The organism is Quisquiliibacterium sp. (assembly GCF_982640115.1).
The window spans coordinates 1-14,192 of sequence record NZ_CEXFHW010000105.1; the positions used below are offsets into that span (position 1 = coordinate 1).

The 14,192-nt window shown below is 70.5% G+C and carries 15 protein-coding genes; 6 read left to right on the forward strand and 9 right to left on the reverse strand.

The window, feature by feature from the left end:
- On the forward strand, positions 1–366 hold a 366-nt coding region (locus tag AC2H6A_RS12405), incomplete at its 5' end, for an MFS transporter (RefSeq protein WP_484273913.1).
- Between the two features lie 84 nt (positions 367–450).
- Here the strand turns inward: AC2H6A_RS12405 and AC2H6A_RS12410 are convergent.
- Both AC2H6A_RS12410 and AC2H6A_RS12415 read right to left on the reverse strand, forming a co-directional pair.
- Positions 451–2,391, reverse strand: a complete 1,941-nt coding sequence (locus AC2H6A_RS12410) for a PhoX family protein (RefSeq protein ID WP_484273914.1) — start codon at positions 2,389–2,391, stop codon at positions 451–453.
- A gap of 101 nt (positions 2,392–2,492) precedes the next feature.
- Complete coding sequence (locus AC2H6A_RS12415) at positions 2,493–3,191, reverse strand: VIT1/CCC1 transporter family protein (RefSeq protein ID WP_484273915.1); 699 nt, start codon at positions 3,189–3,191, stop codon at positions 2,493–2,495.
- A 97-nt stretch (positions 3,192–3,288) separates the two neighbouring features.
- Here AC2H6A_RS12415 and AC2H6A_RS12420 point away from each other — a divergent pair, with 97 nt between their 5' ends.
- Entirely contained in the window at positions 3,289–4,431 is a 1,143-nt protein-coding gene (locus tag AC2H6A_RS12420) for an acyl-CoA dehydrogenase family protein (protein WP_484273916.1), read from the forward strand.
- A complete protein-coding gene (locus AC2H6A_RS12425; RefSeq protein WP_484273917.1) occupies positions 4,428–5,603 on the forward strand; it encodes a serine hydrolase domain-containing protein in 1,176 nt (391 codons plus the stop codon). Before AC2H6A_RS12420 ends, AC2H6A_RS12425 begins: the two co-directional genes overlap by 4 nt.
- Before the next feature lie 99 nt (positions 5,604–5,702).
- Here the strand turns inward: AC2H6A_RS12425 and AC2H6A_RS12430 are convergent, their stop codons facing one another.
- The 5 genes from AC2H6A_RS12430 to AC2H6A_RS12450 all read right to left on the reverse strand — a co-directional run bounded on the left by AC2H6A_RS12430 (position 5,703) and on the right by AC2H6A_RS12450 (position 10,511).
- The gene (locus tag AC2H6A_RS12430) at positions 5,703–6,476 is read right to left on the reverse strand and encodes an SDR family oxidoreductase (RefSeq protein WP_484273918.1); all 774 of its coding nucleotides are present in this window, start codon (positions 6,474–6,476) and stop codon (positions 5,703–5,705) included.
- A gap of 28 nt (positions 6,477–6,504) precedes the next feature.
- The gene (locus AC2H6A_RS12435) at positions 6,505–7,203 is read right to left on the reverse strand and encodes a glutathione S-transferase family protein (protein WP_484273919.1); all 699 of its coding nucleotides are present in this window, start codon (positions 7,201–7,203) and stop codon (positions 6,505–6,507) included.
- Between the two features lie 95 nt (positions 7,204–7,298).
- Positions 7,299–8,507: an MFS transporter gene (locus AC2H6A_RS12440; protein ID WP_484273920.1), complete on the reverse strand. Its 1,209-nt coding sequence runs from the start codon at positions 8,505–8,507 to the stop codon at positions 7,299–7,301.
- Complete coding sequence (locus tag AC2H6A_RS12445) at positions 8,504–9,493, reverse strand: Bug family tripartite tricarboxylate transporter substrate binding protein (protein ID WP_484273921.1); 990 nt, start codon at positions 9,491–9,493, stop codon at positions 8,504–8,506. The genes AC2H6A_RS12440 and AC2H6A_RS12445 overlap by 4 nt, the downstream gene beginning before the upstream one ends.
- Before the next feature lie 28 nt (positions 9,494–9,521).
- The gene (locus tag AC2H6A_RS12450; protein WP_484273922.1) at positions 9,522–10,511 is read right to left on the reverse strand and encodes a tripartite tricarboxylate transporter substrate-binding protein; all 990 of its coding nucleotides are present in this window, start codon (positions 10,509–10,511) and stop codon (positions 9,522–9,524) included.
- Positions 10,512–10,666: 155 nt separating this feature from the next.
- Between AC2H6A_RS12450 and AC2H6A_RS12455 the strand changes: the two genes are divergently transcribed.
- Together AC2H6A_RS12455 and AC2H6A_RS12460 are read left to right on the forward strand one after the other, a co-directional pair.
- The gene (locus tag AC2H6A_RS12455) at positions 10,667–11,155 is read left to right on the forward strand and encodes a tripartite tricarboxylate transporter TctB family protein (RefSeq protein ID WP_484273923.1); all 489 of its coding nucleotides are present in this window, start codon (positions 10,667–10,669) and stop codon (positions 11,153–11,155) included.
- Positions 11,152–12,657, forward strand: coding sequence for a tripartite tricarboxylate transporter permease (locus AC2H6A_RS12460; RefSeq protein WP_484273924.1), 1,506 nt, complete (start codon positions 11,152–11,154; stop codon positions 12,655–12,657). Before AC2H6A_RS12455 ends, AC2H6A_RS12460 begins: the two co-directional genes overlap by 4 nt.
- Here the strand turns inward: AC2H6A_RS12460 and AC2H6A_RS12465 are convergent.
- Together AC2H6A_RS12465 and AC2H6A_RS12470 are read right to left on the reverse strand one after the other, a co-directional pair.
- The gene (locus AC2H6A_RS12465) at positions 12,647–13,444 is read right to left on the reverse strand and encodes a bestrophin-like domain (RefSeq protein ID WP_484273925.1); all 798 of its coding nucleotides are present in this window, start codon (positions 13,442–13,444) and stop codon (positions 12,647–12,649) included. The two genes, AC2H6A_RS12460 and AC2H6A_RS12465, sit on opposite strands and share 11 nt — an antisense overlap.
- 1 nt (position 13,445) lies before the next feature.
- Positions 13,446–13,817: a PilZ domain-containing protein gene (locus tag AC2H6A_RS12470; protein WP_484273926.1), complete on the reverse strand. Its 372-nt coding sequence runs from the start codon at positions 13,815–13,817 to the stop codon at positions 13,446–13,448.
- 177 nt (positions 13,818–13,994) lie between these two features.
- Between AC2H6A_RS12470 and AC2H6A_RS12475 the strand changes: the two genes are divergently transcribed.
- Positions 13,995–14,192, forward strand: a 198-nt coding sequence (locus AC2H6A_RS12475; protein ID WP_484273927.1) for a hypothetical protein, incomplete at its 3' end; no start/stop codon positions are given.

Genomic DNA, 14,192 nt, shown 5'->3' on the forward strand with positions numbered 1-14,192 from the left:
TACAGCAAGCGCTGGATGTGTGCGGTGTGCATGCTCATGCACGCCGCCGGCCTGCTGATGCTCACCTTTGCCACGGGCCCGGTGATGCTCACCGCCTTCGCGGTGCTGCACGGCCTGGCCTGGGGCGTGCGCGGGCCCTTCATGCAGGCCATCCGCGCCGACTACTTCGGACGCCGCTCGATCGGCATGATCCTGGGCCTGTCCTCGGTGATCATCGCCATCGGCCAGATCGGCGGCCCGATGGTGGCTGGCATCCTGGGCGACGCCACCGGCAACTACCGCGCCGGCTTCACCGTGCTGGCCTTGCTGGCCGGCGCGGGATCACTGCTCTTCGCGCTCGCGCGCCGGCCGGCGCCGCCGGCCTGAGCGCAGTTGGCGCCGCGGCCCGCGGGCTGCAGCGCCCGCCGCTGCGTGCGCGGCGGACGCAAGCAGGGCCCACGACCCTGGCGCTCAGGTACCCACCACCCCGCCGTCCTGGCGGCGCACCGCCACCGTGGCCGAGCGCGGCCGGCCGTCGGGCCGGAAGTCGGGCCAGTTGGAGAGCTGGCGCGGATTGGCCGGATCGGTGCCGAGGGCGCCCCGCTCGCCGGGATGCTGGATGTTCACGAACAGCGTGCGGCCATCGGGGGTCATGCAGCCGCCGGTGAGCTCGCAGCCGCGTGGCCCGGTGAGGAAGCGGCGCGCCTCGCGGGTGACCGGGTCGACCGCCACCACCTGGTTGTTGCCGTAGATCGCGTGGTCGTCCTTGAGCAGTGCGCTGGGCGAGACATCGGTCTGCACCCACATCACGCCGCGCTCGTCGATGAACAGGCCATCGGGCGAGGCGAAGAGATCGCCCTGGATGTTGCCGCGCTGGCCGGCATCGGCGTGGGCCGGGTCGCCGGCAAGGATGAAGGTCTCCCAGCGGAATCGGGTGGCGGCGTGATCGGCGCCCTCCTCGGTCCAGCGCATGATGTGGCCGTAGCGGTTCGGCGCGCGCGGGTTCGCCGGGTTGGGGCCTTCGGCGCCGTCACGGCCGCGCCCGACATTGTTGGTGAGGGTGACATACATGTCGCCGGTGCGGGGATGGCGGGCCACCCACTCGGGTCGGTCCATGCGGGTGGCGCCCACCCGGTCGGCGGCGGCGCGCGCGAACATCACCACCGCGCCCTGCGAGTCGAAGCCGGCCTCGGCGGTGAGACCGTTGCGGCCATGCACGAGCTCGATCCACTCGCCGCTGCCGTCGGGGTTGCAGCGCGCCACATGCAGCGTGCCCTCGTCGAGCAGGCCGGCATTGGCGGCGCGATCGGCGGGGTTCCAGGGCCGGCTGCTCACGAACTTGTAGAGGTACTCGAAGCCGCGGTCATCGCCCGAATAGACCGCCACCCGGCCATCCTTGCAGACCGTGACCGTGGCGCCCTCGTGGGAGAAGCGGCCGAGCGCGGTGCGCTTGACCGGCACCGAGGCCGGGTCGAAGGGATCGATCTCCACCACCCACCCGAAGTGGTTGGCCTCGTTGCGGTTGCGATCGAGGTCGAAGCGCGGATCGGCCTCGCCCCAGCGGAACGAGAAGCGCACCTTCGGGCTGAGCTCGTAGCGCTCCTCGAAGGCGGTGGGCTGCGCCGGCGCCCTGAAGTGGAAGCTGAAGTTCTCCTCGCAGGTGAGGTAGGTGCCCCAGGGTGTGAAGCCATTGGCGCAGTTGTTGAAGGTGCCCGCGGCCTCGCGGCCGGCGGGGCTCGCCGCGGTGCGCATCAGCGGATGGCCGGCGGCCGGCCCGCCAATGCGCATGGGGGTGTTGGCGTGGATGCGGCGCGCGAAGCGCGAGGGCCGCACCAGCGACCAGCGGCCATCGATCAGGCGGATCTCCTGCACCGAGCAGCCCACCGAGGCCTGCGACTTGCGAACCTTGGCCAGCGACCAGTTGGCCATGCCATCGGGAAACAGGCCGTTGTTGTCGGGGTACTCGTGGTTCATCACCAGCAGGCCATGCGTGGACCCGCGCGAACCGATCGGCAGCGGAAAGAAGTGCATGCCATCGTGGTGGGTGCCCGACTGCAGCTCCTGGTCCTGCGCACTGTTGCCGGCATCCCACTGGAAGGCCGGCATGCCGCGCACGTCGCCGATCGGGTCACCCCAGGCCACCAGCACATCGGCGCGATAGCCCTCGGGCACCCGGACCGCATCGTCGGAAGACGCCGCGATGCCCTTGAAGCCAAGCAGCGGACCGGCCGGCGCGCCCGCAGACGACGCCGGCAGCGCCGCGCAGCCCTCCAGGGCCAGCACCGAGGCGAGCGAGGCGGCGGTGGCCCCGCCCAGCCAGGTGCGGCGCTGCGGGTTGGCGATCAGCTCGCCGATGCTGGGCTGGGTGGACGGGTTGGGCGTGCCTGCAAAGGGCTCGAAGAACCTGCTCATGGGTTCGCTCCGAAGACAAGGAGAAGCCGGCGCGACCGTGCTGGGCCGCGCCGCCTGGACGCGCCGATGCTACTCCAGCCCCCGGGCGGGGCGCCCTGCGTTCAGGCCACCACCGTGCCGAAGAGGGCGCCCACCGCCGCGGTGACCGCCATGGCGAGCGCCCCCCAGAGCGTCACCCTCAGCGCGGCCCGGACGGGCGGGGCGCCACCGGCGCGCGCGGCCACCGCGCCGAGCAGCGCCAGGAAGACCAGCGCCGACCCGGCCACTGCCGCATCGAGCTGGGCGCGGGGGGCGAACGCCGCCACCGCCAGCGGCAGCAGGGCGCCCACCGAGAAGCTGCCTGCCGAGGCGAGCGCGGCCTGCACCGGGCGCGCGCCCAGGGTGTCGGAGATGCCGAGCTCGTCGCGGGCATGGGCGGCGAGGGCGTCGTGCGCGGTGAGCTGCTCGGCCACCTGCGCGGCCAGCGCCGGCTCGAGACCGCGGGCCGTGTAGATGGCGGTGAGCTCGCGCAGCTCGCCGGCGCTGTCGGTAGCCAGCTCGTCGCGCTCGCGGGCGAGCTCGGCCTGCTCGGTGTCGGCCTGCGAGTGCACCGACACATATTCGCCGGCCGCCATGGACATCGCGCCGGCGGCCAGCGCCGCCACGCCAGCGGCGAGGATGGCCGGTCGGTCGGCCTGCGCGGCGGCCACGCCGAGCAGCAGGCTGGCCGTGGAGACGATGCCGTCGTTGGCGCCAAGCACCGCGGCGCGCAGCCAGCCGATGCGATCGGTGCGGTGGGATTCGCGGTGTCGGGGTCTCATCGAATCAGCATACCGGTCGGCGGGGGCTTTCGGAACGGCCGCGCGCAGCGCGCGGCCTATCATCGGGCAGTCATCTTCAGGCCGACATCAGGACGCCATGCGCACCCTCTTCTCCCCCGAGCACGAACAGTTCCGCGAGCAGGTCCGACGATTCTGCGAACGCGAGATCGCCCCCCACTACCGCGAGTGGGAGAAGGCCGGCCACAGCCCGCGGTCGTTCTGGCGCAAGGCCGGCGAGCACGGCGTGCTGTGCACCACCATCCCCACCGAGTACGGCGGGCCGGGCGGCGACTTCCTCCATGCCTGCATCGTCACCGAGGAGATGGTGCGGGTGGGCGCCAATCTCGGCATCCCGGTGCACTCCGACATGGTCTCGCCCTACCTGCTGCACTACGGCAGCGAGCCCCTCAAGCAGCGCCTGCTGCCGCGGCTGTGCGCCGGCGAGATCATCGGCTCCATCGCCATGACCGAGCCCGGCACCGGCAGCGACCTCAAGAGCATCCGCACCCACGCCGTGCGCGACGGTGACGAGTGGGTGATCAGCGGCCAGAAGGTCTGGATCACCAACGGCTTCAACTGCGGCGTGGTGCTGGTGGCCTGCAAGACCGACCCGGCCGCCGGCGCGAAAGGCGTGTCGCTGATCGCGGTCGAGGAGGGCACACCGGGCTTCACCCGCAGCCAGCCGATGGACAAGATCGGCCTGAAGGCCCAGGACACCGCCGAGCTCTTCTTCGACTCGGTGCGCGTGCCCGCCAGCAACCTGGTGGGCGAGGAGGGCCGCGGATTCGTGTACCTGATGGAGCAGCTGCCGCAGGAGCGACTGGTGATCGCGATGCGCTCGGCCGCCACGCTCGAGACCCAGCTCGAGGCCACCATCCGCTACACCACCGATCGCAAGGTCTTCGGCAACCCCATCATCGGGTTCCAGAACACCAGGTTCAAGCTCGCCGAGGCCAAGGCCTACATCACGATGCTGCGCACCTTCGTCGATGCCTGCGCCGCCGAGCACATGGCCGGCGGCATCAGCAGCGAGAAGGCCGCGATGGCCAAGCTGGTGGCCACCGAGACCATGGGCCGCTTCCTCGACGAATTCCTGCAGCTGCACGGCGGCTACGGCTACAGCGCCGAGTACGGCATCGGCCGCGCCTGGGTCGATGCCCGGGTCTCGCGCATTGCCGGCGGCGCCTCCGAGGTGCTGCGCGACATCATCAGCCGCAATCTGGGCACGGGGGCCGCATGAGCACCACCACGCGTGATTTCTCCGGACTGCACGCCGCCATGCGCGCGGCGGTCGATGGCGAGCTGCTCGCCGGCGTGTCCTCGGCGGTGCTGGTCGGCCGCGAGGTGGTCGACCAGCACTGCACCGGCTGGGCCGACCGCGAGCGCGGCGAGGCCCTGCGGCCCGACCATCTCTTTCGCATGTTCTCGAGCACCAAGCTGATCGCCTCCTGCGCGGCGCTGATGCTGGTCGACGAAGGCCAGGTGGGGCTCGACGCGCCGATCGAGGAGCACCTGCCTCAGCTCGCGCGCCGACGGGTGCTGCGGCCCGGCGCCACCTCGCTCGACGACACCGAGCCGGCGCGCCGCTCGATCACGCTGCGCCAGCTGCTGTGCCACGGCTCGGGCCTGGGCTACGGCCTGCTCGACCCCGGCACGCTGCTCTACCAGGCCTTCATCGATCACAAGGTGCGTGACGAGACCACGCCGCTGTCGGTGATGATGGACCGGCTCGAGCCGCTGCCGCTCTACTTCCATCCCGGCGAGGGCTGGGCCTATTCCATCGCCAGCGATGTGCTCGGGCGGCTGGTGGAGGTGGTCAGCGGCCAGACCTTCGATGGGTTCCTGCGCGAGCGCATCTTCGCGCCGCTGGGCATGCACGACACCGGCTTCGTGGTGCCGCCCGGTGGTGGCGATCGCCTGGTGGCCCACTACCGCGGCGCCAGCCTGAACCGGCCGCTCAAGCCCGGGCTCACCCGGGTAGACAACGTGCCCTGGCGCGGCGCGCACCTGCAGCCGGTGGCCCGGCTCTCGGGCGGCGGCGGCCTGGTGTCCACGCTGCCCGACACCATCGCGCTGATCCGCAGCCTGATGCCCGGCGGCCCCAGTCTGCTGCGGCCGGAAACCCTGGCCCTGATGATGCGCAACCACCTGCCGGAGGGGGTGTACGCCGGCTTTCCGGGCCCGATCCCGGGCAAGGGCTACGGCCTGGGCGGCGCGGTCACGCTGGCCGAAGCGCCCGGCGACCCGGCCGATTCGGTCGATGAATTCCAGTGGGGCGGCATGGCCGGCACCCACTGGTGGATCAATCCGCGCCGCAACATCGCCGGGGTGGTGATGGCGCAGCGCGACATCGCCTTCTGGCACCCGTTCTCGTTCGACATGAAGCGCGCGGCCTACGCGGCCCTGGGCTGACGCAGGCGCAAGGCCGCGGGGGCCGAAGCCCCGCGCGGTCCCGGCCAGGGCGCGCCGCGCCCTGGCCTAAGCGCGCCCCGGCCTCAGCGTGTCCTGGCCTCAGAACACCGCCGAGGCGCCGCCGTCGATGTTGATGCTCGAGCCGGTGACGAAGCTCGCCATGTCGGACACCAGGAAGGTGATCACGCTGGCGGCCTCCTCGGCGCGGCCCACCCGGCCCAGCGGCACGGTCTTGCCGATCGTGGCGTAGTGGGTCTCGAGATCGACACCGGCCGCGGCGGCCTTGGTCTCGTGCTGGCCGGCGCGGACCAGCCCGATGCACACCGAGTTCACCAGGATGTTGTCGGGCGCGTACTCCTTGGAAAGCGCCTTGGTCATGGCCTGGCCGGCGGCCCGGGTGACGGTGGTGGGCATGGTGCGTGCCCCGGGCTGCTTGGCGCCGATGTTGGTGACATTCACGATCCGTCCGCCGCCGCGCTGACGGATGTGCGGGATGGCCTCGCGCACCAGGCGCACCGCGGCGAACAGCTTCAGGTCGAAGTCGGCCTGCCAGGCCGAGTCGGTCACCGACTCGAAGGCGGCGGTGGCCGAGGTGCCGGCGTTGTTGATCACGATGTCGATGGCGCCGAAGGCCTTCAGCGCCTCGGCCACGATGCGCTGCGCCTCGCCGGGCTGGGCCACATCGGCCGACACGGTGTGCACCGCGCCGCCGGCGGCGCGGATGCCCGCGGCCACGGCATCGAGCCGCGGCTGGCCGCGGGCCACGATGACCACCTTCGCGCCTTCGGCGGCGAGCCGCTCCGCGGTGGCCTTGCCGATGCCCTGGGTGCCGCCGGTGATGATGGCCACCTTGCCGGTGAGTCCGAGATCCATGGATGTCTCCTGTGGGATTGGAAAGGAATCAGGCGCCGCGCTTGAGGCGCTCGTTCTGCGGGAACATGAAGCGACGGGCCTCGTCGTCGTTCTCGGTCTTGAAGGTGTGCGAGGCCTTGAGCTGCTCGGCCCGCGCAGCGGCCGGCCGCGCGTTCACCTCGTCAAGCAGGCGGCGCACATTCGGGTACTGCGCCCAGTGCTGCTCGCCGCCGAGCACATAGGGCAGCAGGCGCGCCCAGCCCCACACCGCCATGTCGACGATGCCGTACTGGCCGCCAACCATGTACGGATGGGCCGCGAGCCGGTCCTCGATGAGCTTCCAGTGGCGATGGGCCTCGTAGTCGTAGCGGTTGAGCGCGTACTCCTTCGGCTCGGGGGCGGCATGGCGGAAGTGAACCGACTGGCCCGAGAAGGGGCCGATGCCGCTCGCCACGAACATCAGCCAGGAGAGCATCTCGCCGCGGCCCACCGCGTCGGACACCGGCGGCACGAAGCGGCCTGCCTTGTCGGCCAGGTAGAGCAGGATGGCATTGCTGTCGAAGATGACGGCCTCGCCATCGACGAGCGCCGGCACCTTCCCGTTGGGGTTCACCTGCAGGTAGGCGGGCGCAAACTGCTCGCCCTTGCGGGTGTCCACCGGCACACCCTGGTAGGGCAGGCCGAGCTCCTCGAGGAGCAGGGCCACCTTCATGGGGTTGGGAGCGGCGTTGAAGTAGAAGCGGATCATGGCGGGGGCTCGCGAAAGGCGTTGGAGGAAGGAACGCAGCGTGACTGGAGGAACGCCGCGCATTCTGCGCCAGCCCGGCGCCGCGCGCAGCCGCGCTAGTCTCGGCCGGCGAGCCGGTGCAGCGTGGCCGCGGCCATCAGGCCGATCAGGCCGACGCTGCCGAAAGCCAGGCCCCAGGCGAGCAGCGACTGGCGCCCGCCCGCGGCGTCGAGCACCGTGCCGAGCAGCACCGGCCCCACGAAGGAGCCCACCGAGGCGACCATGGTGTAGAAGGCCACGGTCGCGCCGCGGCGCGCCGGATCGGCACGCGACATCAGGCCGGCCGAGAGGGTGCCGCTGTCGGCCAGCACCAGGATGTTGTGCAGCACCAGCGGCCCCAGGAAGAACACCCAGAAGGGCAGCGCAGCGGAAAAGCCCACCACCAGCGCGTTGATCGCCGAGAGCACCATCACCACCACCGACACCCGGGCCAGGCCGTGGCGCGCGCCGATCGCCCCGCCGATGACGCCACTGGGCACGCCCAGCAGGATGAGCAGCGTGGCCACCAGGGAAAGGTTCCAGGCCGGCGCCGAGCCCGGGTGCAAAGAGACCGCGAAGGCGAGGAAGGCCACCGTCCAGCCGCGCATGGCCAACAGCTCCACGGTGTGCGAGAAGCCGCCGGCCACAAAGCCCATGGCGCTGCGGTTGCCGGTGACCGCGCGCCAGCCGAACAGGCCCGCCCCCGCGGCGGCGGGCCGGCCGGCGCCGGCCGGGGCGGCCGGCTTCAGCACGAACAGCACCAGCGCGGCCGCGATCAGGTTGCTGACCACCGGCACCGCGAAGGCCCAGCGCCAGCCGGCCCAGCCGGCCACCAGCCCGGCCAGCGCCACCGACAGGCTCGAGCAGATCGAGAAGCTCGACACATAGGTGGCGGTGGCGCGCGCCTGATCGGCGGGCGCCAGCCGGTCGGCCATCGCCTTGATGCCGGGCATGTACGAGAGCACATAGCCCACGCCGGCCAGGCCGCGGAAGAACATGCCCGAGAGCAGACCGTCGGCGAACAGGCCGAAGCCGGCGTAGCCGACGATGTTGCAGACCGTGCCCGCCAGCAGCACCCACCGGGTGTCGACCCGGTCGGTGAGGGCGATGGCCGGGGAGGCGAGCAGGGAGCACAGCGACATCACGCCGAGCAGCCAGCCCGCCTGGGTTTCGCTCAGCTGCCAGAGATCCATGAACCCTGGCAGCAGCGCTGCGACACCGTGGAACCCCAGCACCGTGAGGCCGAGGTAGGTGCACATCAGCGCCGTGAGCGCGCGCGGACTCACTCGGGTTCGAAGCCCGCGGCCTTCATCGAGGACAGGAACTGCTGGAACTGCCGGGTCTGATAGCTGGCCAGATCGGCGGGGGTGGAGGTCTGCACCTCCAGGCCCAGACCGACCAGACGCTGGCGCATCTCGGGCGCATCGAGCACGGCGCGAAGCTCCTTGTTCCAGAGGTTCACCAGCGCCGGGCTCATCTTGCCCGAACCGTAGAACGCGTAGAACCCTTCGCTGGCGAGCTTGGGGTAGCCGAGCTCGGCGATGGTGGGCAGATCAGGCGCAGCCGAGGCCCGCTTGGGCGCCGAGATGCAGATGATGCGCAGCTTGTCGCCGCGGTGATGGGTGAGGAAGTCGGTGAGGCCGCCGCAACCGGCCGGCGCATGACCCGCCGAGAGATCGGCAATCAGGGGCGCAGCACCCTTGTAGGCCACCGGCTCGAGCGGAATACCGATCGCCTGGCCGATTTCCACCCCGAAGAAGTGGGTGGAGCTGCCCATGGCGGTGGAGCCGAAGCTGTGCTTCCTGGGGTTCTTCTTGAGCCACTCGATGTACTCGGGCAGGGTCTTCACGCCGATGGTGGGCGAGACCACGAACACCGTGGAAACGGTGCCCGCCATGGTGATCGGGGCGAGATCCTTGTCGAGGTCGTAGGGCAGCGACTTCTTGGTGGCCTTCTGGGCGGTGGTGGCCGCGCTGGGCGCATACAGGATCACCGAGCCGTCCGCCGGGCCCTTGGCCACGCTGTCGTTGGCCAGGGTGCCGCTGGCGCCGGCGCGGTTCTCCACCAGCACATTGATGCCCAGACGCTCCTTGAGCTTCTCGGCGATGATGCGGCCCATCACATCGGTGCCGCCACCGGCGGGGTAGCCCACGATCATGCGCACCGGGCCCGAGGGCAGGGCCTGGGCGAGACTGGGGGCGGGCAGGGCGCTGGCCAGCGCGGCGCCGCCGGCCAGCGTGAGTGCCTTGCGGCGATTGACTTGGAAGCTCATGCGGGACATCTCCGGGTTGAAAGAGGCATTACTCCGGCTCGACGCCGGCGGCCTTCATGACCGAGGTCATGTAGGCGATCAGGTTGGTCTGGCGGGTCGTCATCTCGGCCGGCGTGGAGGTGAGCACCTCCAGCCCCACGCCGAGCAGGCGCTGCTTGGTGTCGGGTGAATCGACCACCGCGCGCAGCTCCTTGTGCCAGAGGGCAGCCACCGCCGGGTTGGTGCGCGCGGGCGCGTAGAAGCCGTAGAAACCCTCATAGGACAGCTTGGGATAGCCGAGCTCGGCGATGGTCGGAAAATCGGGCGCGGCCGCCACCCGTTTGGGCGCGCTGATGGCGATGACCCTCATCTTGTCGGCGCGGTGGTGGGTGAGGAAGTCGGACACCCCGCCGCAGCCCGCAGCGGCATGCCCGGCCGACAGGTCGGCGATCAGGGGGCCGGCGCCCTTGTAGGCGATCGGCTCCAGGGGAATGCCGATCTCGCGGCCCATCAGCACGCCGAAGAAGTGGGTCATGCTGCCCATGGCGGTGGTGCCGAAGTTCTGCCGCTTGGGATTCTTCTTGAGCCAGTCCAGATACTCGGCGAAGGTCTTCACGCCGATGGTCGAGGACACCACATAGGCCACCGACACCGTGCCGGTGAGACCGAGCGTCATCAGGTCCTTGTCGATGTCGTAGTTGAGCTGCTTGCGGGTGACCTTCTGCGCGACGGTGGTGGCGCTGGTGCCGTACATCAGCAGCGACCCGTCGGTGGGCCCGTTCTTGAGCATCTCGCAGGCGAGGTTGCCGCTGTTGCCCGGCCGGTTGTCGACGATGATGTTCAGCCCGGTCTTCTCCTTGAGCTTCTCGACGATGATGCGGGCCATCACATCGGTGCCGCCGCCGGCCGGAAACCCCACCAGCACGCGGATGGTGCCGGTGGGCAGCGTCTGCGCGAGGGCGTGACGCGGCGCGGCAGCAACCGCCATGGCGCCGCCAGCAGCGGCCAACGCTTTTCGTCTGTTGAAACTGATGGTCATGGGGGTGTCTCCATAGATTTCGATTTGAACTGCCGGTTCGTCGACCGGTTGGCGCATCCTGCGAAACTCGCGGGCGCCGAGGGATCCTACCTGCGAAGCCTCACGGCGGGGCACGCCGGCATTCCGGGATCGACGCGTTCTGGCCAGGGAGCCGCATGTCTTCATCACCACAACCCACACCCCCGGCTGGCGGGGCTGCGCGCCGGCTGATCGCCGGCCCCACCGAACTTGCCGCGGGCCTGTTCCTGCTGGTGGTCGCCGCGCTCGCGTGGTGGTTCGCCCAGCCCCTGAAGGTGGGCACCGCCTATCGCATGGGCCCCGGCTATGTGCCCATCCTGCTTGCCTGGATCACCGGCGCGTTCGGGGCGGTGCTGGTGCTGAGCAGCCTGGTGGCTCGCGGGGCAGCGCTCGAGAAGTGGCGGCTGCGCCCCATGGTGCTGGTGCTGGGCTCGCTGGTTGTGTTTGCGCTGTGCATCGAACGCACCGGCCTGCTGATCGCCTCGACGCTGGCCGTGGCCCTGGCTGCGCTGGCCGCGCCCTCGCCGCGCCTGCGCGAGATCGTGCTGCTGGCCCTGTGCATGGCGGGCTTCGCGTGCCTGCTCTTTCCCTTCGCCCTGAACCTGCCGCTGCGCATCCTGCCATGACCGATCTGCTCGCCAACCTCGCGCTGGGCTTCGGTGTCGCGCTCACCTGGCAGAACCTGCTCTACTGCCTGATCGGCACCCTGCTGGGCACGCTGATCGGCGTGCTGCCCGGCATCGGCCCGGTGACCACCATCGCCATGCTGCTGCCGATCACCTTCAAGCTCGAGCCGGCCAGCGCGCTGATCATGCTCGCCGGCATCTACTACGGCAGCCAGTACGGCGGCTCCACCACCGCCATCCTGGTCAACCTGCCGGGCGAGGCCTCGTCCATCGTCACCACGCTCGACGGCCACCAGATGGCGCGGCAGGGCAGGGCGGGCGACGCGCTGGCCATCGCCGCGCTCGGCTCCTTCCTGGCCGGGTGCGTGGGCACGCTGCTGATCGCCGCGGCCGGCCCGCCGCTGGCCGGCATCGCGCAGAAGTTCGGCCCGGCCGAGTACTTCTCGCTGATGGTGCTGGGCCTGGTGGCGGCGGTGGTGATGGCCCGCGGCTCGGTGATCAAGTCCTTCGCCATGATCTTCTTCGGCCTGCTGCTGGGGCTGATCGGCACCGATGTCGACACCGGCGCCATGCGCTACACCTTCGGCGTGGGCGAGCTCTCCGACGGCATCAGCTTCGTGGCCCTGGCCATGGGTCTGTTCGGCATCGCCGAGATCCTGCGCAACCTCGACACCGACGAGACCGATCGCTCGGTGCTCGACTCCAAGGTCACCGGGCTGTGGCCCAAGGCGAGCGTGCTGCGCGAGGCACTGCCCGCGGTGCTGCGCGGCACCGGCCTGGGCTCGGTGCTCGGGCTGCTGCCGGGCGGCGGCGCGGTGCTGGCCTCGTTCGCGGCCTACACCGTCGAGAAGAAGATCGCGCGCGACCCGTCTCGCTTCGGCAAGGGCGCGGTCGAGGGCGTGGCCGGCCCCGAGTCGGCCAACAACGCCGCAGCCCAGACCTCGTTCATCCCGATGCTCACGCTGGGCATCCCGTCGAATGCGGTGATGGCGCTGATGGTGGGCGCCATGATCATCCAGGGCATCGAGCCCGGCCCCGAGGTGATGACCAAGCGGCCCGACCTCTTCTGGGGAATGATCGCCAGCATGTGGGTGGGCAACCTGATGCTGGTGATCATCAACCTGCCGATGATCGGCATGTGGGTGTCGCTGCTGCGGGTGCCCTACCGGCTGATGTTCCCGGCGATCGTGCTGTTCTGCTGCATCGGGGTCTACACCCTGAACAATTCCACGCTCGAGGTGATGATGGCCGCCGGCTTCGGGCTGATGGGCTACGGACTGCTGAAGTTCGGCTTCGAGCCCACGCCGCTGCTGCTCGGCTTCGTGCTGGGTCCGCTCATGGAGGAGAACCTGCGGCGCGCCATGCGCTACGCGCAGGGTGATCCGGTGGTGTTCTTCGAGCGGCCGCTGAGCGCCACCCTGCTGGGCATTGCCGCGCTGCTGCTGGTGGTGGTGCTGCTGCCGGCCATCCGTCGCAAGCGCGAGGATGTGTTCACCGAGTGAGCGCGGGCTGGCGCATGGTGGCGGCCAGATCGAGCAGCACCTGGTCCGAGCCGTCGATGCGGATGAGGCCCAGCCGCGGAAACTCCATGTCCAGGATGACGAACACCGCCAGCGCCTGGATGCACGCGAAGGCCAGCACATGGAACCAGCTGCGCTGGCGGCTGTCGGCGGTGCTGTAGCCGAAGAGCATCGCGCCCACCGCGATCAGGCCCGCCAGCAGGAGCAGGATGACCGCCGGCGGGTGGTTGCGCGCCGCCATCAGCCGGGTGGTGGTGATGTCGATCATGTCGTTGAGCGCCGGCAGCATCAGCGAGGCCACCGAGGGTGGCTGGCCGGGCCGGGTGGCCGCCGCCACGGCATCGCGCCAGATGGCGGCCTGCAGGGCGTCGCCCTCCGATTGCCGCTGCCGGGTCAGGGCATCGTCATGGGCATCCTGGTAGGCCACCGCGCGCAGCTCGGTGTAACGGCGGAAGGCCTCGCGCAACCCGGGCTGGGCATCGGCCGGCAGCAGATCCAGGCGCAGCCAGGCGGTGCCGATGGCATTGGCTTCCTGGGTGACGAGGTGGTGACGGGCCTCGAAGCGGGCGGCGGCGCCCGAGAACATGAAGGCGATGATCAGACCGAGCAGCGCGAACACCGCGCCCTCGGCCGGGCCCACCCCCTTGGCCAGGCCGTCGGGGCCCGCCGCAAGCGCCGACCGGCCGATGCGCCGGCCGAGCTCGAAACACACGAGAATCCCTGCCACGAACCCGGCCGCCATCAGCAGGTTCAGCGACAGGAAGCTCATGTCAGCCCTTCACATAGCGGTTGATGGCCACGGCGATCACCGCTGGCAGATCCACGAACTGCATGCCGATCTTGAAGGCGCCGTCCTTGCTGGAGAACACGCTGTGCGTGATGCGGCCCTGGGCCTCGATGTTGACCCGGTCCCAGGCCGACACCGGCAGCGCCAGACGGATGGCACAGGCCGTGCGCGGCACCGGGTTCACCGAACCCACCAGGCCCATGCCGCCGGCACTGATGTCCACGGTCTGCACCTGAACCGGCCCCTGACCGGGCAACGCGAGCAGTGCGGTACTGCGCAGTGGGCGGCGCTCGAACTGCCGGCGTTCCATGCCGGAGGCGGCCGGTGCGGCCGGATCCGCCGGTTTTTCATCCATGAAAGCGACACCTCAATGAGACAAACCCTCCGAGTGTAAGCCGAGGTGGCGCCAAGCGCGCGCCGCCGATCGACAGACGGTGGACTTGCAATGCCGATGGGGCGGGGCTGCATCGGGTCGGTTAGGCTTCGCGTCGCGCTGCACCGCCCGCCTGCCAGCCATCGCCGCGAGAACGCCGTGAGCCCACCCCCATCCGAACGCCGGGCGCCCACCCCCGCCCATGGCGCCCGCGCCGCCATCGCCTGGTACTACACCAGCGTGGCTGCCTTCATGGCGCCCTCGGGCATCCAGTCGGTGCTGCTCGCCTATCTGCTCGCCATCGAACTGCAGCAGCCGGCCGAGCGCTTCGGATTCACGCAGATGCTCGGCCAGCTG